The organism is Pseudoalteromonas sp. APAL1, from assembly GCF_021532475.1.
GTDB classification, from domain to species: Bacteria; Pseudomonadota; Gammaproteobacteria; order Enterobacterales; family Alteromonadaceae; genus Pseudoalteromonas; species Pseudoalteromonas lipolytica_C.
Map to the genome: position 1 here is coordinate 1 of NZ_JAKGAW010000053.1, position 19,639 is coordinate 19,639.

A 19,639-nucleotide genomic window follows, 5' to 3' on the forward strand; every position below is an offset into this window, starting at 1 on the left:
TATTTATATTTTTAATTTACATTTTTGTTTCACTTTACTAATGTAATTGTGCCTTTTAAAAGGCGTGAATAATTATAATTTAAACAGGGATACAAAAATGAAATCAATGTTTCGGAAAAGCATAACCGCGATAGCAGTTACTGCATCGCTAGGTCTAGCCCTTCCCGCATCAGCATCAGACGTTATTGGTTCTGTTCAGAATGTGGCAAATACCTCTTCATACACTGTAAAAGTAAAAAACCCAGCAACAGGTTTAGAGCGTACTTTAAATATTTCAGAAAATGGAACGTTCCGCTTTGCATCACTACCTTCAGGTAACTATGACATTCAGATTCTAAAAGACGGTAATGTTGTTGCTGAAGACAAGGTTCGTGTTTCTTTAGGTGCTAACTCAAAGGCAAACTTTGATTTAGCAAGTGTTTCAAATTCGGGTCCTGAAGTTATTCAAGTTGTCGGTGCGCGTATTTCATCTATCGACTTATCTACAGCTGACTCAGGTTTAGTTATTACTGATGCTGAAATTGACCGTATGCCTATCAGCCGGGATCTTACGTCAGTTGCGTTACTTGCTCCTGGTGCGGTTAAAGGTGATAGTGCATTTGGTAACACAGCGTCATTTGGTGGTTCATCTGTTGCTGAAAATGCGTGTTATATCAATGGTCTTGAAGTAACGAATACGCGCCAAGGTTTGGGTTGTGGTGAAGTTCCATTTGAGTTTTACGACCAATTCCAAGTAAAAACGGGTGGTTACTCAGCGAAGTTTGGCCGAGCGACTGGTGGTACGATTAACACCACAACTAAAAGTGGTACCAATGAGTGGGAATTCTCTGCAGTTGTGCAATATGCTCCTGACTCGCTTCAAGAAGAAGGCTCAATTTCACGTGGTAATCAAGGTGCGGGGCAAATTTTCCGAGATGAAAGCTTAGCCTCTGATAATAGCGCTGATATCACCTTGGCAGTTGGGGGTCCATTAATAGAAGATACTTTATTCTTCTACGGCTTAGTGAACCCTCGTGATACAGAGTCTACATACACTTGGGGTGGTGACGAATTCTCACCAAACGATCAATACCGTAAAGAGTCAGCATCAGGTGGTGATAACCTTTTCTGGGGTGGTAAGCTTGATTGGGATATTACAGATAACCATCGATTGAGTTATTTTGCTTACTCAAACCGTCGTGATATTGAGCGCTCTGTTTATGAGTATGATAATGGTGCAATTGGCGATCGTATTGATGGAGCACTTCTAAAGCGTGGTGGTAAAGCACAAAGCTTAAGCTATACCGGTATCTTAACAGAAGACTTAGTAGTTACTGCAATGGCAGGTAACATCAAAACTGAATATGAAACTCAGTCTGAAAATCTGGTTTGTCCAAGTGTAACTGACTCACGTGGTACTTCAAACCCAATCACCGGCTGTGGTGCTGGGGGTAGTTTTGGTGCAAATAACGATGACAATACACAATATCGCTTAGATGTTGAGTATGTGTGGGATGCACACGAAATTAGCTTTGGTATCGATTATCAAGAGCGTAAATCAGAGCGAATCAGCCAACCAATTGGTGGTCATAGCTATGACTATCGTACACTTGCTGCAAATGGTAGCTGGCAAGCAGATAATGGAGCGCTTACCAATAACACAGGTGCTGCACTTGATTATGTTGAAGATCGTATCTTTGACGGTGGTGGTAGCTTTGAATCAGAATTAACAGCTTACTATCTTGAAGATAACTGGCAGGTAACTGATGACTTTGCTGTGAAAGTTGGTTTACGTATCGATGAGTTCGATAGTTGGGGTACTACAGGTAAGTTATTAACGAGCTTCAAAACTGATATTGCACCGCGCTTAGGTTTTACCTGGGATCCAACAGGTACAGGTGATACGAAAGTTTATGGTACTTACGGCCGTTACTACCTACCAGTTGCAAATAACACGATTTTCCGCGCAGCATCAGGTGTAAGTGATATTACAACTGCATACACATATACTGGGGTTGATCCAACAACAGGTGCACCAACAGGACTTGCTCCTTTGGCTGACGCTATCGGAAGTGGTGGTTTAACTAATTCACAACAAGTAAGTGGTGTACCAGTTATCCCTGAAAAAGATATTTTCCAAGCAAAAGAAGCCGATCCGTTCTCTAAAGATGAGTACATCCTTGGTGTACAACAAGCGCTTAACGATGAATATACAGTGGGTCTGAAAGGTACCTATCGTGAAGTTGCAACTGCACTTGATGATTACTGTGGCCGTTATGCATACCCATATTGCGTCATGATTAATCCAGGTTCAACATCAAGCTGGTACAGCGATGGTTACTACTGGAATGGTACTGATTGGGGTGACTCAAGCTTTGATAATGATGGTGTTCCTGACGAAGGTTCACTGACAACTTACTCAGCTGAAACAATCGGCTTACCGAAAGCAAATAATGAGTATACATCAGTTGAATTCAGCTTAGATTACCGCGCAGAAACTATCCGTTATCAATTTGGTTATACTTGGGCACGTAGTGTAGGTAACTTCGAAGGTGCTGTTAAATCAGACATCGGTCAAGCTGATGCAGGTATTACGCAAGACTTCGACTTCCCAGCAGTAATGGATGGTTCACAAGGTTATCAACCTAACGATCGTCGTCATACCTTTAAGTTCTTCGGTAGTTGGGAGCCAGTTGAAAACTTAACTGTTGGTTGGAATGCAACACTTCAAAGTGGTCGTCCACAAAGCCTATTTGGTCAAGGTTACCCATCAAAAGATCCAAACCTAAATGGTGGCTGGGGTGATACTTTCTACATCTATACGAATGAGTGCCCAGACACGAATGGTGATGGTGAATGTCAACAAGACGAAAAAATCTATGAAAAACATAGCCGTGGTACAGCAGGCCGTACTCCATGGACATTTAACTTAGATTTATCAGCTGCATATAACTTCACAGTATCTGATATTGATATGCGTGCGACTATTAATGTATTCAACGTTCTTAATAGCCAAGAAATCACATCAGCTAATGAGCACTATGAACAAAATGAGGGTGAAGTTAACTCTTATTATGGTTCAGCGTATACATGGCAAGCACCTCGCTATGTGCGCTTAGGTTTTGAAGCTCGCTTCTAATATAAGAACAATCAATTTGATTGTCCCCTGACTAAAAAAGCCCGTAAGGGCTTTTTTTATATCTACTTTTACTGCTGTCATCGCCTTGCAACTGTGATACAACAGCCGATTTATCAGGCTATTCTGTTGATTCACATGCCTGTCCTTTGTAAATCACATAATGCTCACCACCAAAGCGAACTTTTCCTCGCTTACGTTCAATAAGTGTATCTGCTGACATATTATTAAATGATTCAATAAATTGCTTACGAGCACGGTGGATTTGAATATTGACATGGCATTCATTAATACCTAAATCGCGGGCTAGTTTTTTTACTTGCACCCAGCCTTGCACCTCGGGTGCAAATTTATTTTTAATATCTGCTAGTTTATAGCGCGCTAATAACACGGTGAGGTAATGATGCGAGCGTACATCAAAGTCTTGTAGTCCATCATTGTGCTTCACTTTTAACTCAGTTTGTTCTTCGTCTAAGCTTAAGCTGAATATAAATTCTAAATCATTGGTTGAGATAGGGCTTAGGTCAATCGTGTTTTCTTGTGAGGTCATTTCAGCTTTAAACAACTGCCACTGTTGACCGTCGATAGCTAAGGTTTGACCTTCTTCAAGGGGAGAGATCTGGTGATCATCGGTACTTTCGTAGCACCACATGTAATTGTGAGGATCAAAGTAGACGATTATTACGGGGTCGTGGTTGTTAGGCAGAAAGTGATATCGTTCCAGTACAATAGCATTAAGCGAATCATTAGCAACGGGTAATAAAAGATCCTTCGGTGGCTCAATTGAGGTTAATTGATAAGTTACCTTATTAAGTTCAGAAAAGCTGATTTTATCATTTAAAGCTAATTGAGATTTGCTGTGTTTTTCAAGCTTTCTACCATTAAGCCACACGCCATTTTTACTCAAATCACGAATGTACCAATGTGGCTCAACCCACTCAATCACAGCATGTATCCGAGTGATTTCTGGATAATTTAATAGTGTATCTACAGAATGAGCTAAACGGCCAAAGCGATGGAAGTCGCGTAAATAAATGCTTTTACCAGAGTCTTTACAGGTAAGTACTGCCATAAATACATCCTTATATATGGAGAAATTATTTTATATTAGCATTTTATTATCATTTATTTTGCTTTTAATTAACATTGGGAGCTAAACTAATAAATATGCACTTAACTGACCGAGTTGTTTGTGTTTTTATTAAAGGATTACTATAAACAGGTACAAGTACTGGCGCAAGGAGGGATGAGCACAATATACCTTGCGACAGACGTGCAACTGAACAGGCAAGTTGTACTTAAAGTCATGAAGCTAAAGAGTGACAATGTTCAACGTGCCATAAACGAAGCACAGCTCATTGCAAGCTTTAATCACCCAAATATCGTGCAGCTCTATAGAATCCTTCATGAGGATGAACAGGTTTTATTAGAAATGGAATACGTTAAAGGGACCACACTTGCACATCTAATAAAAGAGCGGCAGCTCAGTATAACTGAGAAAATAGATATACTTTCGCATATTTGTGATGGCTTAGCAGGTATTCATGAAAAAGAGATTCTGCATCTCGATTTAAAGCCCGCCAATGTATTGATCAGTGAAAATGGTGCAGTGAAAATTGCAGACTTTGGTATTTCAAAAATAAAGCACAAAGACATAAACACACAGACTACAAGTTTTGGTAGTTTGAAAGCAATGTCACCAGAACAACTTAATAACGAGACATTAGATTTTCGCAGCGACCTATTTTCATTGGGGTTAATGGCATATCAGCTATTTAGTGATGTTCATGCTTATATAAATCAAGCTAAAAGTACAGCAGATCAAGATATTGCTGCAGCAATAAAATCATCCCCTTGCCGTGCAAATTATGAATCTATTTATACTATATCACCCGATTTGGCAGTACTAATTAAAAAGCTATTGGCCTTTAAACCAGAAAATAGACCAACAAGTGCGGGCTTGGTAGCTGCACAGTTTAAAAGTATTTTAGCAACGCTCAGTTTTGATTGCCCTACTGTTGAAGTGAAAGATATCGAAAAGCAGCAAAGCGTTCCCCTAGTTGATAAAAGGCTTATGTACTTAATCGGCTTTACAGTGTGTTTTGGTTTGCTGATTTGGGCTTATTTGGCGATGCAAACGAAGGAGTATATTGCGCTTTTACCAATTGATTTTACATCGACAAGCGAAGTGACAGAAACACAAAAGAGGTTACTTAACTTGGGAGTCACTGACGCAGTAACTGAGTTATTGTTGGAGAGTCGGCATTATGCTTTGATTTCAGAACAAGAAATTAAACAAACACAAAACGTATTGGGAAAAGAAGCTAGTTTGAGCGGGTTGGCAAGTGCACTCGGTGCATCAAAGTTATTAGTACCAAAACTAGACTGCAATCCTTTGTCGTGTGATTTTAGTTTGAGTCAGCTTGATCAAAATGCCACAGTAGTGAGTAAATATCGTACCGCGACAGATAAAGAAAACTATCTAAATATATACAATTCGGCACTTTCTTCGGTGCAGAGCTTGCTTGATGTAAAGGTTGCTGAGCACAGTCAGTTATCCTTGTCTGATGAATTTGTTGATAAATATGTGTCACTTGTGGCACTCGTTGCCAATAACTTGGAAAGCTCTAAAGTAGAGAAATCAATAGCAGAGTCGTTGCTTTTTCAGCGTGCTGATTTTAAACCTCTTTACCCGCTTTATCGAAAAATTATGTTGCGACTTTATAAGATGACGCAAAATATTGCGCTTATAAAAGAGCTACAAACTCAGCTAGATAATTCACCCGAATCTTATCGTGAAAGCCCAGCTTACTTAATTGATTTGTTGGAAATATATCAACACGCAGGTGAGCAAAGTAAAGCTTATAAGGTTATTAAGCAAATTCAAAACTCATCATTAGAGGCATATCAAAAGCAGAGTATTTTAGCTGTTTACTATAATCGAATTGGCGATCTAGAAAGCGCATTAACGCATGCTCGCAATGCATACACACTTAGACCAACTTTGCTCGCAACAAGAAATCTAGCGATTGCTTACCTCACTCAAGGACAACGTGCTGAAGCTGCCACTTATTTAAAAGAGGTTTTACGCTACAACCCTTCGGATATTGTGACGCTAAAAACATTGGCTGATATTTCATTGTTATCTGGAGAATTAAAAGAGGCGCAACAACATTATCAAAAATTAATTGATTCAGGGCAGCAGAGTCCTTCTATACTTAGTAATTACTCTATCGTTCTCTCCTTGCAAGGCGAGTTAGATGAGGCATTAATATTTGCGAATCGAGCTATGCTATTAGCGTCAGAAACATCTACCTTGCAGCTAAATTACGCTGACTTACTTTATTTAAAGGGCCAGACTGATGAGGCACTCTCCTTATATGCAAGAATTAATAAGCGCCTTGATGCTTCGCCAAAGAATATTGCTGAACAATTAGAAAAAGCGCAGGTATTGATTCATCTAGAGCAAAATCAATATGCTATGAATCAAATTGAACAGGTATTAATTGCGCAACCTGATCTGGCAGAAGCATATTTTGTTAAAGCAATACTGCAAAGTGTACTAAATGAAAAATACTCAGCGCTAGCGTCAATAGAGCAAAGCATTAAGCTGGGCTGGAGCCCAGTTTTTTATCGTTTAGGTTGGTTTAAACCGTTATGTTCCGAGCGTAAACTCGCCACTTTAATTGGTCAGTCTCATTATTTATTTTTATGTAATCATAATAAAAGCGCAGAGATAGACTCTGCGCATTTATAAATTAGGTTGGCTCCATGTCCTCAATGATGACACGAGGATCTTGAGAGAAGTAACGCATAAGCGAGTTAATGTCTCCATCTCTTTTGGCAATTAGTCGAAAATTGATCTCATAATTTGCTTTTTGATCTAATTGTCCTGCAATAGCCTTATTTGGACTGTTAGCTAATAATTTTGCTAGCTCTTTTGATAATGCTTGATGAGGTAAAATGTTCGAAATAGTGACAATCAATACTTTGCCATTATTTGCGACAATACTGTTGAGTTGATAGTTGAAATTGTCTTTAGCATCAGAGAAGTAACTGCCATTTTCGGCGAAACTCCAATCGGATTCTTTAGCAAGTTCGTAATAGAGGTTCAGGCTGTCACCTGCAAGTAGATCTTTGTAGTTAATTTTAATTTCTTCGGCACTCGCGCCAGACTGAGAAGTGATTTCCCATGGGCCGTTGTCATTGGGAATAACAAAAAAGCTAAGATCGTTCATGATATAAAATCCTGTTTTCTAATTGAGGAGCTGCTTATTTAATTCATAAGCAGCTATAACTATAGGTTGTTTAACAAGAACCCCAAATTGTGCCGCTCCATAGCGGACTATTATTTGCGTATACCGTTGCTTTAATTCCATTAAATGGTGGAACACCAAAGCGAAATCCACACGTTTGCATACATACTTTAACCGATGTACCGCTTGGAATTGGTAAACTTACTGAAAAACAGATATTGCCGACTACTGGAAAATTAACGCAAATTTTGCCATTTTCATAACTGGCGCCAACGCACGCTGAAATCTGTGCGGCTAACGTGGATGGATGAAACTCAAGAGGTTGATTAGCTGCTGTCTCGCTGGTCGCTAAACTAATAGAATGATCTTTGGTTAGATCGGGTACTAAGTTGGTATTTTTATCGCTGTCACACATAGTCAAATTCTCCTTGCATAATTTTGAAGTGGCAACAAACAAATCTCTAAATAGGTAATTTGCTGTTTGCCTGTTTGTGCAAGGAAAAGGATAGGTAGTTCTATTACAGCTTGTTATTACAGATTATTACATGATGGTATTTTGTTTTAATATCAATTGATTGGTTTGCATTTTACCAAAGGCAGTGGCTCGGTTGCTTTACTATCTAAATGGCGAACAAAGCAGATTTGGTTTTTAATCAACAGCTCAAAGCGTTCTGGTATATTTGGATGTGAACCGCTGAGTGGATTCCCTTGTATATCAACGCCATTCAAGCTTTCGATGACAAGTATGCTGCTATTGATAAATGCCTCGTCGGATACCTGAATAGGCTTACTGTGCATTAACCTTGAAATGCCTTGTGCTATTAAGGTGCTTTGTGGCTCAGTAACGCGTGCGTGTTGAAGTTTAGGGGTTGGTTGTTGGGTATGTGAACTACAGCCAAACAAAACACTAAGTAGCAAGATACAGGTTAGATGGGCTCTCATCATAGCTCCATTAAGTTTACAGTGCCTAATAAAGGTTATTATATTGAATATAGTCAGCTTCTAATCAATTAGATAGATTGCACGGGCATTTTTAAAACTGAGTAGTTGCCATACATTGTACTGTTTACACAATGAAAAATAATGCTGCCAACATTGCTCATAACTGGTATTGATTTGGCAAACAGGGAAGTTACTGGCAAACATGATTCGATGTTCACCAAAATAGTTTAACAGTTGATCCAGTAACCAGCGGTGCTTATTGGCCGCGAGCGTTGTAAATTCTAAACCAGAAAACTTAATCACGATATTATCGCAGCGACTTAATTTTATAATCGCACCTAGCCAGTTTTGCTCATTATTAATAAAGCCTAAATGATTTATAACCACCTGTAATTTAGGAATAGCACGACAGTAATGCAGTAACTGTTCGGTTACCTGTTGATTTTCAATCTCGAACTGAGCTTCAAATATTAAGTGTTTACTAGCAAGGTAAGCAAGGTTCTCTTGGCAATGCGGGTCTAATAAACGCATTGAGTCACTCCCTTCGGTTATATCACGAATGCCAGCAAGTTGAGGTTGCTCTAAGGCTGACATTGCAGCGATAAACTGATTGCTAGGAGCATTAATGGCGCTAAAGCTAATTGCTTTATAGGGCATACTTTTCAAGTGTTTGCTAAGCCAGTTAAGCTCATTGACCGGCGCTTGGTTGTCGAAGCCTGCTTCAATATGCACCAGTGCTTCTAGTTGAAATGGACACGCTGCTTTAAGCTCTGCAGCGGTTGTTTGCGCTTTAATTTTATCGAGGTTTGGCCAAGCAGGAGGAGTGTTGCCTTGAAGCCAAGTATATTGACCCTCAGTGAGGTTAAAAAAGTGCACATGGGGGTCAATAATCTTGTCGCTCATTGTGTGGTGTATCCACCATCAATGCTTTGCAAGCTACCAGTGATAAAGCTCGCTTCAGGACTTATTAAAAAGTTCACCAAAGCGGCAATTTCTTCTGGTTGCCCTAAGCGACCTAAAGGTTGCAGCGCAGCTTCTTCAGCAACAACCTCAGCTTTGTTGGCACCACTTTGCTGACAATATGCATCAATCGCATTATGGAAAAGCGGCGTTTCTATCGTGCCCGGACAAACCGCGTTAGCACGAATGTTAAACGCGGCATAATCCAGTGCTGTGGTTTTTGCCATTGAAGCCAGTGCATGCTTGGTTAGGTTATAAGCAAACGAATTTGGTTTGCCAATAATTGCCTGATCAGAAGCAACCAATACAATGCTGCCACCTTGCTGGCTTTTCATGCTAGGTAATACGGCTTGAATTGCAGCATAAGCACCTTTTACATTGAGCGCAAACAGGGCATCAAACGTTGCTTCATCAGTGTTTTCAATGTTGGCACTCAAATGACGACCTGCATTGGATACTAAGGCATCAACGCGACCCGTCTCGGCAATGATATCGGCGATAACCGACTTCACCTGCTGAATATCACTAACGTCACAGTGGCGATAATTGCCCTCAGATGGGGTGATATCTAAATTATAAACGGTGTAAGCTTCACGCTCTAAACGCTCAACAATCGCTTTGCCAATACCTTTACTGCCGCCTGTGACAATTGCAACGTTTGTCATCATTTACCCTTAGTGGCTGTGGCCACAGCCGCCTTCACCGTGCACATGACCGTGTGATAACTCTTCGGCTGTTGCTTGGCGAACATTAAGCACTTCAACGTCAAAAGTCAGTGTTTTACCAGCAAATGGGTGGTTTAAGTCACAATCTGCATTGAAACGACCTACTTTAACGATCGTTACTTGATGACGACCTTGGTTTGAATGAACAATAGCAGTCATACCTGGCTTCCACACTTTTGTGTTGCCTTGTAAGTGCTTAAGTGGAATACGTTGGATCAGATCGTCAACGCGTTCGCCGTAAGATTCGCTAGGCTCAAGTGTTACGCTGAAGTTATCGCCAGTAGTTTTTCCTTCAAGCGCTTTTTCAAGACCCGGAAGCATGCCTTCAGTGCCATGGATATATGAAAGTGGCTCGCCATCTTTGCTAGATTCAATTTGCTCGCCCGCTTCACTCAAAGTGTAGTGAAACTCAACCACTGCGTCTTTACTGATTTGCATGTTATTACTCTTTAGAATTTAAAATATAAGCGTTGATTTTACGCTAAGCGCTTTGGCTGAGCAATCAAGGCTTTTTCAATGAGCTTTCAATACCAGATAACATTACTTCGCTGGCTGATGCTTGCGGCTCGGGCTGCATTATTTGTGGCAAGTGCAAAGTGAGTATGGTGCCAGGTTTAATTATGCTGGTGGCGGTTAGTTTATTCCACTTTGCAACATCTTTGTGAGGAACATCGTAAAGCTGACTGATACTCCAAATAGAGTCCCCAGGTTTTACTTGGTAATTAACTGCAATAGTTGATACCACATCTTCTTGTTGCTCTAAGTAAGGACTAATATCGTAATCCACGATGAGTGATTTTGGCATGGTGTGAGGCTTTGTTAAACTCAACTGCTCGCCAATTTTAATTAAGTTCGAAGACTTGTTATTCATCTTTTTTAAATCAGCTACTTGCATACCAAAGCGGGTGGCGATGCTGTATAACGTATCACCTTTTTGTACCGTGTACTCTCCAGCAAAATTATTTCTAAATAGCTTACTTTGCAACAAGGTTTGTTGCTCGACAGGCAGGAGTAAGGTATGGGGGCCGTTTGGAGAGCTTTGGTTTTTTAAATAACCAGGGTTCAATTTGTGTAGCTGTTTACGCCCCACCCCTGACAAACTAGCAATAACTGAAAAATCGAACTGCTGGCCGATATTAAACTCAGTAGTCAGTGCTTTATTTGCTAGCCTTGGGCGCTTAAGGCCGAGTTCAGGATGTTTTAGTAAATAACTCAGTGCCATTAACTTTGGGATATAGTCGGCAGTTTCTTGAGGTAATGAAAGAGACCAATAATCTGTTTTTTTACCCAAGCGTTTGTTTTTTGCTATGGCTTTTTTTACTCTGCCTTCGCCACTATTGTAAGCTGCTAAAGCATGCAGCCAGTTACCATCAAACCGTTTATGTAAGTAACGTAGATAGGCCAAAGCAGCATCAGTTGAGGCTAATACATCTTGACGACCGTCATACCATTGATCGCTTTGTATGCCAAAGTGATAGGCGGTTGCTCCAACTAATTGCCACACCCCTACGGCATGTTCTGATGAGCGAATTGTAGGCCTGAAGTCACTTTCTACAAAAGGTAATAATGCCAACTCCATTGGTAACTTTTGTTGCTCTACACGGCGGACAATATGATACAGGTAAGGCGCAGCACGTTTGTTAACTTTCAGTAAGTAATTAGGTTGTGCTAAATACCATTTAAGACGAGCGGTAGTATGTGCATTGGTTTGGAAAACAAGGCTTAAATTATTCGCAATGTGTTGCCATAACTCTTCGGCACGTGCAGTTGGTAATGGAGTATTATTTACTGGCACAGGCTCTTTTGGTGACACCTTTATTTGGGGCGTCGCCACGATAAACTCGTTTACTTCGAGTTGGGGGGCTAAGTCAGGTTCATAGTGGCTGAAGATAGCTGGCCGCTCTGAGTGTTCCTGAGCAGTGTCTTGCTGAGTAAGTTGGCATCCTTGTAAGCCAATAATAAAGCTCAGCAAAAGTATGTCTTTCAATTTTATACGAGCCATATAATAAAATCCTTTTATTATTTTAGCGCTATTTTGACAATTTGGCCTTCTTAAGTCCAGCTTCTAGAAACATAGTGAATGCCCGATTACCAATTTCATCAAGCTGATATTGCTGTTTGATCTGTTCAGGAAAAAGCTCAATTAACTCCTCAACCGATTTATCTGGCTGCGCTTTTGTAAGGGTAATAATTGCGTTTAAAAATGCGATTGGTTTAGCTAGTTCAGCTGTATTTAGCTGTTCGCCATGGCCGGGTAAAATAGTCACGAGCTCAGTGTTATTGTGATTTTTTTTGAGCGTTGCTAGCCAGTTTTCTAATTCGCCATGACCAGGGTAGGGCAAGCTATCAACGATATCTGCACCAACTAACACTCTGCCATGATCAGCGGTAATGGTTAAGTCACCTTGAGTGTGTGCCCGATAAGGCGTTAATGTAATAGGGTAGTGACCTAATTCAAGACTAGTCTGCTTTGATACGCTTATCGCTGGTGGGTTTAAACTAAGCTCTCGCCAACGAAATAAACGTTGTTTAGCAAGGGTTAATTTGTCGCGCCAAATAGTTTGCTGATCTTCAGGCTGATTCGCCAAGCGTTGGTAGCTAAGCTCAATACTTTTTTCATAACCATCTAGTTTATCTTTTAATGCTTGTTGCATTGCTGCAAATTCACTAGCCACTTGCTGATGTACAATTAGTTTGGCATCAGGAAATTCGGCTTGTAATACGGCTAACCCTAACAAGTGGTCATCGTGAAAATGACTCGCCACTAGATAACACAAGGGGGTTTTTAAACGTTGTTTTAATTGCTTGGCAAGGCTTTCAACTTCTGCAAAGTTACCACTTGCATCTACCATCAAAGCACATTTTTTTCCTTCAATGAGCACTTGGTTTGAATCATAAAAGCGTAACTTACTTTGTTGTTTTAAAAATTGAATTTCAGGCGTGATTGTATGCCAGCTAACATTTGCTTGTGCGTTTAACCCAGTAAATAAAAAAAGTAATGCAGCAGCAATTCGCATATTTATTTGCTCGAATATGAGTGAATATGATCGATTGTAAACAAAAAAGCGCTGTGTGCGCTTTTTAGGGATCGAGATGTTGGCTGAGTTTATCAATTAAACTGTCATGTTGCTGTTCTTGTTTTGCTTGTTGCGATTTCACTTCAAGCAATTCATGACTTAAATGTAATGCGGCCATTAGCAAAGCGTTTTGTTCATTACGAACTGTTGAGCGTTGTTTCATTTGCTCCACCAAGTCATTTAAATTTTGAGCTGCGGCTATAAGGGCATGCTCTTGCCCTTGTGGGCAAGAGAATTCATGTTCCTTACCCAGTAGCTCGACAGTGACTCGCTGACTTTGTGGGGAGCTCATTAGCTAGCCTGTTGAACGCTTTGTAATTTCTCAAGCAGACCGGTAAGTGTACTGCTAGCATCTTTTTGTTTCTCTTCGTTTTCGAGAACTTCAAGTTGCAGAGTTTCGTTTTCATCTAACAGTTTTGCTGTTTGTTCTTGTAAGCTTTTAACTTCGCTTTCAAGTTCACTGTTGCGAAGGATTAATTTGTCGATCAGTTGTTCGAGTTGGGAAAGAGTTTCGTTATTCATAAATGCGCTCATAAAACTGTGATTATTGTCATGCAAATGTAAAGGAAAGTGCCTTGATATGCCAGCATTTACGGCTGTTTTAGCAGATTTTTATTTATTATTAAGGCGTAATTCAGTGTAATGGCTTTTTTATTCATTTATGGTTCACTGAAGCGCCACATTTTCTGTTTATCATGTACAATATGACTATTCATTTTTAATGCAGCTTTTGCATCTGGCGACTTATAAATATGCTTAGTTATCGACATTCTTTCCATGCGGGCAATCCTGCCGATGTTTTAAAACACCTTGTTTTAGCTGAAGTACTTAAATACCAAACTATCAAAGATAAGCCACTCGATTATGTGGATACGCATTCTGGTGCAGGTTTTTTTGAACTGGCTGGTAGTGATGCACAAAAAACACAAGAATATTTAGATGGCATCGCCAAGCTTTGGCATCACCGTAGTGAACATGCGGAACTAAATGACTATATTGAGCTTATTAAGTTGTTTAATGAAAATGGTAATTTAGATTTTTACCCAGGCTCACCAAAAATTGCAGAGCACTTCCTGCGCCGCCAAGATAATGGCTGGTTTTTTGAATTACATCCGCGCGACTTACAGCTTTTGCAAGACAACATGAAAGGAAAGCGTTCAATTCGCGTGCGTGGCGAAAATGGTTTTCAAGGCTTGGTAGGCTTGTTACCACCAGCCTCTCGGCGTGCGTGTGTATTGATTGACCCTCCATATGAAATTAAAGATGACTATGACACTGTTGTAAATACGCTTGTCAAAGCACATAAACGTTTCGCAACAGGCACATATATGATTTGGTATCCGGTAGTTGACCGTGAACGAATCGATAGAATGGAAGCAGGATTAATTGCGTCAGGTATGCGCAATATTCAACTTTTCGAATTAGCAACTGAGGCCGATACCGACGTTCATGGCATGACAGCATCGGGTATGATAGTGATCAACCCGCCATGGAAATTAAAGCAAACAATGGATGCGGTATTACCAGAACTTGTTTCATTACTGAGTGATAGCAGTGGTTTTTATCGCTGTGAACAGTTAGTTGAAGAGTAAATTGTTTTGCAAATAAAAAGCCCAACAATCACTGTTGGGCTTTTTTATGCGTTGCCTAAATTTATCTTTATAGTTGTTTATATAAAGTTTAGGTTGCTTTATTTAGTTCATATAAGTGGCTGCAAAGGTAGCAACAGGTTCGCTACTATCATCAAGCAATATGAGCTTTTCACCATTTATTGTAAATTGAGCAGTCGCAGCTAAAGCTGCAGACATAGCTGCTTCTATATCCATTTGCGAAATACACATTTTTTCGGTGCTTGCTAATGGGTTAAAGGTCAGAGTTTGGCCACTGACTTCATAGCTACCAGAGAAATTATTGCAGCCCAAGAAACCATTGGTTGAGCCATCTTCTTTGAATTGAATAAAAGGCTCTTTGGTTTCGACCGTCACTGCTTCATCATTAATGGTGATAGCTTTCCAGTAAGTGTTTACCAAAGTAACATCTGGCTTTTTAGCAGATACTTTAGAAACGGTTACCTTATAAACCTCAGCAGTTTCATCTTCGACAAATGGATTGTTATGAGTAGTGCTGATATAAAGCAATTTACCTTGGTTTTCGATGCGAGCACTTACGCTGTAACGGTGACGATCAACGATTTTACTATCATCATATTCAAGAGCCACAGTGTAAGGTGGTGCACCATTTAGTTCAATCTCTTGCTCGCTGATTACATCAGCTTTTGCGTCCATTTTTGAAACATCAGCAAGTTGCACCTTTAGTACTGAGCCTGGTGGTAACATGCTGCGATCTAAGTAAGTAACCTCAGTAGTAAGAGTTTTCATTGTAGATTGCTCTGCTTGTTGGGTACTAGAATTGTCCCCACAACCCGTTAATACAACGCTGCTACCTAACAGCATAAGACTACAAATAGAGGCGTTTTTTAAAGATGAGAAGGTATCCGAAGCCATGATTATTTTCCTTGCGTTACACTATGTAAATAATTAGAAAAGCATAAAGTTCGCTGACTTAATCATAGCTTAATTAATTGAAAATGGGCACAAGGCCCATTTATTTCATGTATTATTTTTTCACGTACTTAGTGAGAATAACAATACGCTGACCTTCTACGCGCCCTTCGATGTGTTCAGGGTTGCTAGTCAGGCCGATATTTCTAACAGCTGTGCCTCGTTTTGCAACTAGGCTGCTGCCTTTTACGTCAAGATCTTTTATCAGTGTAACGGTGTCACCAGCTTGAAGAACCACACCATTGCTATCGATATGTTTAATGTCATCTTCTTCGGCAAGGGCCATTTGCGCCCATTTAAGGGTATCTTCTTCAAGGTAAATCATGTCTAGCGCGTCTTGTGCCCAACCATTATCCGCAGCTAAGCGTTTTAACATGCGATAAGCCACAACTTGCACAGCGGGTGTTTGACTCCACATGCTATCGTTTAGGCAGTGCCAATGGTTTGCTGTTAGCTCTGCGCTATTGTCAATTTGGTCTTTACAGGTTTGGCACACATAAATGCACTTGTCTGAATGAGCCTCTGTAACAGGGGGGACTTCGTAAACAGATAGGTTATCTGTATTAGTACAAAGTTCACATTGGTTATTACTGCGTTCGATAAGGGCTTGTTCAATGCTCATAGGAGGCTCTTTTAAGTTAACAAGGTAAGAAAAACAGCGCGCAGTATAGCAAAAGTAGGTCCAAAGCGGAATATCCTTAGTTATTGTGGGGGTATGTTTTTCGTATATTTGTTGATGATGGCATCAAGGCGGCCAGATTGTTTTAACTCATCGATAGCCATATTTATCTTTGGTAGCAATGCTTGGTGTTCAGCACGTAGGCGAATTTTTAGGTTACCAAGCGAGTGTAGCGCGCCAAAGTCGATATCAGCATTAAATTGCTGAGCCCAATACAGCGCAGGCAGTTTATCTAGAATGACTACCTCAATACGTTTTAGTTTTAGAGCCTCAATAAGTTGCTTTTCAGAACTAAAATCGACCCGTTTAAAGTGGTTGTCATCGTAGTAATAATAGCCAAGTATAGTACCAACAGGTTGGTTTTTTATGGCCTCAAGCTGTTGCCAATTGGTCACATTATTTTTCAAACTTACTAGGTATTCTTCAATGGTAAATAAGCTATCTGAATAAATAAATTGTGGGTTTTGCTTTTCGGTTTGGCTTAACCATTCAAGGCTAATTACATCAAAGTCGATGTGCCCAAGATGAAGATATTTAACGGTACGTTTGGCTGGTAGCTCTACATGTTTTGCTTGTATGTCAGCGAGCTGCATAACTCGCATGATAATTTCAGGCAATATCCCCGGTTCACGTTTATCGTTTGTGTAATATGGGAAATAGTTTCCAGACCCCGTGACATTGTATTTAAGTACGGGTGGTTGTTCCGCTTGTACAGACCGTGAAAGAAGTAATAAAACTAAGAAAGCCGAGTAAATTAGGGGCAATGGATTATTTGACATCGTTTTCATGTGCCTAGTGTGGTCGGGTTTTTATTTTTTAGCAAGGTGTTCAGCTTTCACTATACTAAGAACAGGAGTAAAGTGGGGGGACAGTATCTGAGCGAGATGTATAATGTCAGAATTAAGTATGGAAGGTAACAAAAGTCAGAGCATGACGCAGTATATAGCCCGGCAGCCAATATTTAATGCTGACAGAAACCTGTATGCCTATGAGTTATTGTACAGGGAATCAAATGATAATGTCTTTCCGGTGGGGACCAGTGATGGTCAAGCTACAGGTCGATTGTTTTTCAATGCCTTGATGTTGATGGGGTTAGAGAAGCTTACAGGTTTTCAACCAGCATTTATCAACTTATCAACTGACGCTATTTTAGATGACTTTCCAAAGTTGTTGCAGCCAACCAGTGCTGTGATAGAAATTGTCGAGCGTGCGACAAGTATCCCGCAAATTATTGGTCGAGTTAAACAATTAAAGCAAGATGGTTACCTTTTTGCTTTAGACGACTACGACGGTGATGATAAGTGGCAAGATGTATTGCCATTAATGGACTTCATAAAAATAGAGGCTGCTGACCCAATCATTAAAACCAATATGACGGTTAAAAAGCTTAAACGCAGCTACCCAAAAGCAAAAGTTATTGTTGAGAGAGTAGAAAGCTACGAAGATTTTCAACAATTAAAAGCGGCTGGTTGTGATTTATTTCAAGGGTATTTTTTTGCGAAGCCAGAATTGCTAAGGTTTGGTAATGTGGAGCCTTCAAAAGTGGCTGTTCTAGAGTTACTCAGCTGCACTGCTCAAACGGCTCTAAATTTTGACCAAATCCAGCAACGTGTAGCCAAAGATATTGCCTTAACAGCTAGAATTTTAAGGTTGGTAAACGCACGAACTAGCAGTACACAACAGACAATTCGCTCAATTTCGCAGGCGGTTATTTATTTAGGTGAAGATGCAATTAGGCAATTTGTTCGTGTATTAGCACTAAGCGAGTTAGGGAACGATAAACCGCAAGAGTTAACTAAGCTTGGTTTAACTCGTGCTAAATTTATATCACTGATGCTTGAACCTGCGGGTAAAGAGCTTTCGGAGCAAGGTTATTTAGTGGGTCTTTTGTCTGTATTGGACGCTATTTTAGATGTAAAGCTTGATGCGGTTGTTAAAGAGTTCTCGCTTGGAGCAGAACTTACAAGTGCACTGGTTAAGTTTGATGGAATGCAAGGAGCCAGTTTGCAGCTTGTTATAGCCATGGAAAAAGAACAGTGGCAAACAGCAACTAAGTTACTAAAGATAATTCGTCCAGCAGCGAATATGAATATTGTGTATCGTGCAATGTATGACGCTCGTGCCTATGCTGACAATGTGTTTGACACTTTAGCATCGGTTGCAGACTAATCTCGTTAAGTTAGCTATGATGCCCGCAATGTTTACAGGTAAGGGTTATCAATATGCGTGTTTTTTTCCCCATTGTAATGATTATTGCGGCGTTAGCTTTACTTATACCGGGCGTGACGAGGCCAGTTTTAACCTTAGAAGGTAAAATAGATAAATCGAAGCTTGCTAAAACAGGTATTGAAATGATTGCCGATGAAGGCGATCGCAATACGCGTAGTGTACTAATGATGGCATCAAGCATGTTGGGGCTTGATAAGCTTGAAGGCGAAATCGATGCCTACAAAAAAACGCGCAGCATTTGGGGCACAGTAAATGAGCTTGCCAATAACAAAAACTACCTTGTTGCCGCGCTGGTTGCGGTGTTCTCGATTGTTATTCCCACTTTAAAACTCCTGATGCAATTGCTTTATTGTTTCTTACCGATGAATAGATTTAAGCATTTACTCGGTCAACTCATACAAGGCTTAAGTAAATGGAGCATGGTTGATGTGTTTGTGATTGCATTGATCGTGTCTTATTTGGCTGGTAACGCCGATGGACAAATGGGCGAACTGATAAAAATGCATGCCGAATTAGGTGATGGATTTTGGTATTTTACTGGTTATTGCCTGTTTGCTATTGCTGCTAGCAGTAGCATTAAAACAGATAAACCCTTGTCGAGCGCGTAAATTTCGGGCTACAATTTGGGCAACTAATTTTTAAGGTATGATGATGACGCGACTTTCAAGCTACTTATTGATAGCTATGATGCTGCTCACTTTTGTGGGTCAATCAGTTGCGTCTGTTGCTATGGTATGTGATATGCCACATGCCAGCATGCAAATGGACCATCATGCTACTATGAGCGCTGACAGCGACATGAGTGATATGGACTGTTGCCATGAAGACGTAATGGATACCAGCGATTGTGCGTGTCCGTTCAATGCCTGTACAGCTCACTCACTCCTGCCGCTAAATGATTTAGTTGTTAAATCAATTAAGCAATCAGAAAAAGTCACAGTGTTAGGCGCCAGCCAGCTTAGTTTCCGTGTAAGTTCTTTATATCGTCCACCTATTACTGCTTAAGCAGGATAGGTCTGTCTAAAATTCAGCAAAACGCTGAAATACACCTCATCCTGCAACCAAGATCTATTGTTTTTTAACCATTTTTAAGAT

The 19,639-nt window shown here is 40.2% G+C and carries 20 protein-coding genes; 6 read left to right on the forward strand and 14 right to left on the reverse strand.

Annotated elements, in window-relative coordinates; all coding sequences use genetic code 11:
* Window positions 1-97 precede the first annotated feature (97 nt).
* Window positions 98-3,118 (forward strand): TonB-dependent receptor, encoded by a 3,021-nt coding sequence (locus L1264_RS18520; protein ID WP_199527642.1) that lies wholly within the window; start codon window positions 98-100, stop codon window positions 3,116-3,118.
* Between the two features lie 118 nt (window positions 3,119-3,236).
* Here L1264_RS18520 and L1264_RS18525 read toward each other — a convergent pair whose 3' ends face one another.
* The gene (locus tag L1264_RS18525; RefSeq protein ID WP_199527643.1) at window positions 3,237-4,187 is read right to left on the reverse strand and encodes an FHA domain-containing protein; all 951 of its coding nucleotides are present in this window, start codon (window positions 4,185-4,187) and stop codon (window positions 3,237-3,239) included.
* Between the two features lie 120 nt (window positions 4,188-4,307).
* On the opposite strand from L1264_RS18525, the gene L1264_RS18530 reads away from it, so the two are divergent.
* Complete coding sequence (locus tag L1264_RS18530; RefSeq protein ID WP_328256314.1) at window positions 4,308-6,872, forward strand: protein kinase domain-containing protein; 2,565 nt, start codon at window positions 4,308-4,310, stop codon at window positions 6,870-6,872.
* 1 nt (window position 6,873) lies between these two features.
* Here the strand turns inward: L1264_RS18530 and L1264_RS18535 are convergent, their stop codons facing one another.
* The 10 genes from L1264_RS18535 to L1264_RS18580 form a co-directional block, all read right to left on the reverse strand.
* The gene (locus L1264_RS18535; RefSeq protein ID WP_199527645.1) at window positions 6,874-7,353 is read right to left on the reverse strand and encodes a hypothetical protein; all 480 of its coding nucleotides are present in this window, start codon (window positions 7,351-7,353) and stop codon (window positions 6,874-6,876) included.
* 70 nt (window positions 7,354-7,423) lie between these two features.
* Window positions 7,424-7,786 carry a hypothetical protein gene (locus L1264_RS18540; RefSeq protein WP_135923286.1) on the reverse strand — a complete coding sequence of 121 codons (363 nt, stop codon included), beginning with the start codon at window positions 7,784-7,786 and terminating at the stop codon, window positions 7,424-7,426.
* A 152-nt stretch (window positions 7,787-7,938) separates the two neighbouring features.
* On the reverse strand, window positions 7,939-8,313 hold the full coding sequence (locus L1264_RS18545; RefSeq protein WP_199527669.1) for a hypothetical protein: 375 nt from the start codon (window positions 8,311-8,313) through the stop codon (window positions 7,939-7,941).
* A gap of 60 nt (window positions 8,314-8,373) precedes the next feature.
* Complete coding sequence (locus L1264_RS18550) at window positions 8,374-9,216, reverse strand: amidohydrolase family protein (protein WP_199527646.1); 843 nt, start codon at window positions 9,214-9,216, stop codon at window positions 8,374-8,376.
* Window positions 9,213-9,938: an SDR family NAD(P)-dependent oxidoreductase gene (locus L1264_RS18555; protein ID WP_135923288.1), complete on the reverse strand. Its 726-nt coding sequence runs from the start codon at window positions 9,936-9,938 to the stop codon at window positions 9,213-9,215. The genes L1264_RS18550 and L1264_RS18555 overlap by 4 nt, the downstream gene beginning before the upstream one ends.
* A 9-nt stretch (window positions 9,939-9,947) precedes the next feature.
* A complete protein-coding gene (locus tag L1264_RS18560; RefSeq protein ID WP_135923289.1) occupies window positions 9,948-10,436 on the reverse strand; it encodes an FKBP-type peptidyl-prolyl cis-trans isomerase in 489 nt (162 codons plus the stop codon).
* Window positions 10,437-10,500: 64 nt separating this feature from the next.
* Window positions 10,501-11,985, reverse strand: coding sequence for a LysM peptidoglycan-binding domain-containing protein (locus L1264_RS18565; protein ID WP_425343218.1), 1,485 nt, complete (start codon window positions 11,983-11,985; stop codon window positions 10,501-10,503).
* A gap of 43 nt (window positions 11,986-12,028) precedes the next feature.
* Window positions 12,029-13,015 carry an MBL fold metallo-hydrolase gene (locus L1264_RS18570; protein WP_199527648.1) on the reverse strand — a complete coding sequence of 329 codons (987 nt, stop codon included), beginning with the start codon at window positions 13,013-13,015 and terminating at the stop codon, window positions 12,029-12,031.
* Window positions 13,016-13,079: 64 nt separating this feature from the next.
* Window positions 13,080-13,367 (reverse strand): cell division protein ZapA, encoded by a 288-nt coding sequence (locus tag L1264_RS18575; protein ID WP_135923292.1) that lies wholly within the window; start codon window positions 13,365-13,367, stop codon window positions 13,080-13,082.
* Window positions 13,367-13,597 (reverse strand): DUF904 domain-containing protein, encoded by a 231-nt coding sequence (locus L1264_RS18580; RefSeq protein WP_130050403.1) that lies wholly within the window; start codon window positions 13,595-13,597, stop codon window positions 13,367-13,369. The genes L1264_RS18575 and L1264_RS18580 overlap by 1 nt, the downstream gene beginning before the upstream one ends.
* A gap of 230 nt (window positions 13,598-13,827) precedes the next feature.
* Here L1264_RS18580 and L1264_RS18585 point away from each other — a divergent pair, with 230 nt between their 5' ends.
* Complete coding sequence (locus L1264_RS18585; RefSeq protein WP_199527649.1) at window positions 13,828-14,667, forward strand: 23S rRNA (adenine(2030)-N(6))-methyltransferase RlmJ; 840 nt, start codon at window positions 13,828-13,830, stop codon at window positions 14,665-14,667.
* Window positions 14,668-14,769: 102 nt separating this feature from the next.
* Here L1264_RS18585 and L1264_RS18590 read toward each other — a convergent pair whose 3' ends face one another.
* From L1264_RS18590 to L1264_RS18600, 3 genes are all read right to left on the reverse strand, one after another.
* The gene (locus tag L1264_RS18590; protein WP_138556694.1) at window positions 14,770-15,579 is read right to left on the reverse strand and encodes an META domain-containing protein; all 810 of its coding nucleotides are present in this window, start codon (window positions 15,577-15,579) and stop codon (window positions 14,770-14,772) included.
* Between the two features lie 112 nt (window positions 15,580-15,691).
* Window positions 15,692-16,258: a PhnA domain-containing protein gene (locus L1264_RS18595; protein ID WP_135923295.1), complete on the reverse strand. Its 567-nt coding sequence runs from the start codon at window positions 16,256-16,258 to the stop codon at window positions 15,692-15,694.
* An 80-nt stretch (window positions 16,259-16,338) separates the two neighbouring features.
* The gene (locus L1264_RS18600; RefSeq protein ID WP_171040379.1) at window positions 16,339-17,094 is read right to left on the reverse strand and encodes a substrate-binding periplasmic protein; all 756 of its coding nucleotides are present in this window, start codon (window positions 17,092-17,094) and stop codon (window positions 16,339-16,341) included.
* A 112-nt stretch (window positions 17,095-17,206) separates the two neighbouring features.
* On the opposite strand from L1264_RS18600, the gene L1264_RS18605 reads away from it, so the two are divergent.
* From L1264_RS18605 to L1264_RS18615, 3 genes are read left to right on the forward strand one after another with little or no spacing between them, the layout of a single operon-like run.
* Entirely contained in the window at window positions 17,207-18,484 is a 1,278-nt protein-coding gene (locus L1264_RS18605; RefSeq protein ID WP_235404356.1) for an EAL and HDOD domain-containing protein, read from the forward strand.
* A gap of 53 nt (window positions 18,485-18,537) precedes the next feature.
* Window positions 18,538-19,152 carry a paraquat-inducible protein A gene (locus L1264_RS18610; RefSeq protein ID WP_135923297.1) on the forward strand — a complete coding sequence of 205 codons (615 nt, stop codon included), beginning with the start codon at window positions 18,538-18,540 and terminating at the stop codon, window positions 19,150-19,152.
* 43 nt (window positions 19,153-19,195) lie between these two features.
* Window positions 19,196-19,549, forward strand: a complete 354-nt coding sequence (locus tag L1264_RS18615) for a hypothetical protein (RefSeq protein WP_138556696.1) — start codon at window positions 19,196-19,198, stop codon at window positions 19,547-19,549.
* The last annotated feature ends 90 nt before the right edge of the window (window positions 19,550-19,639 follow it).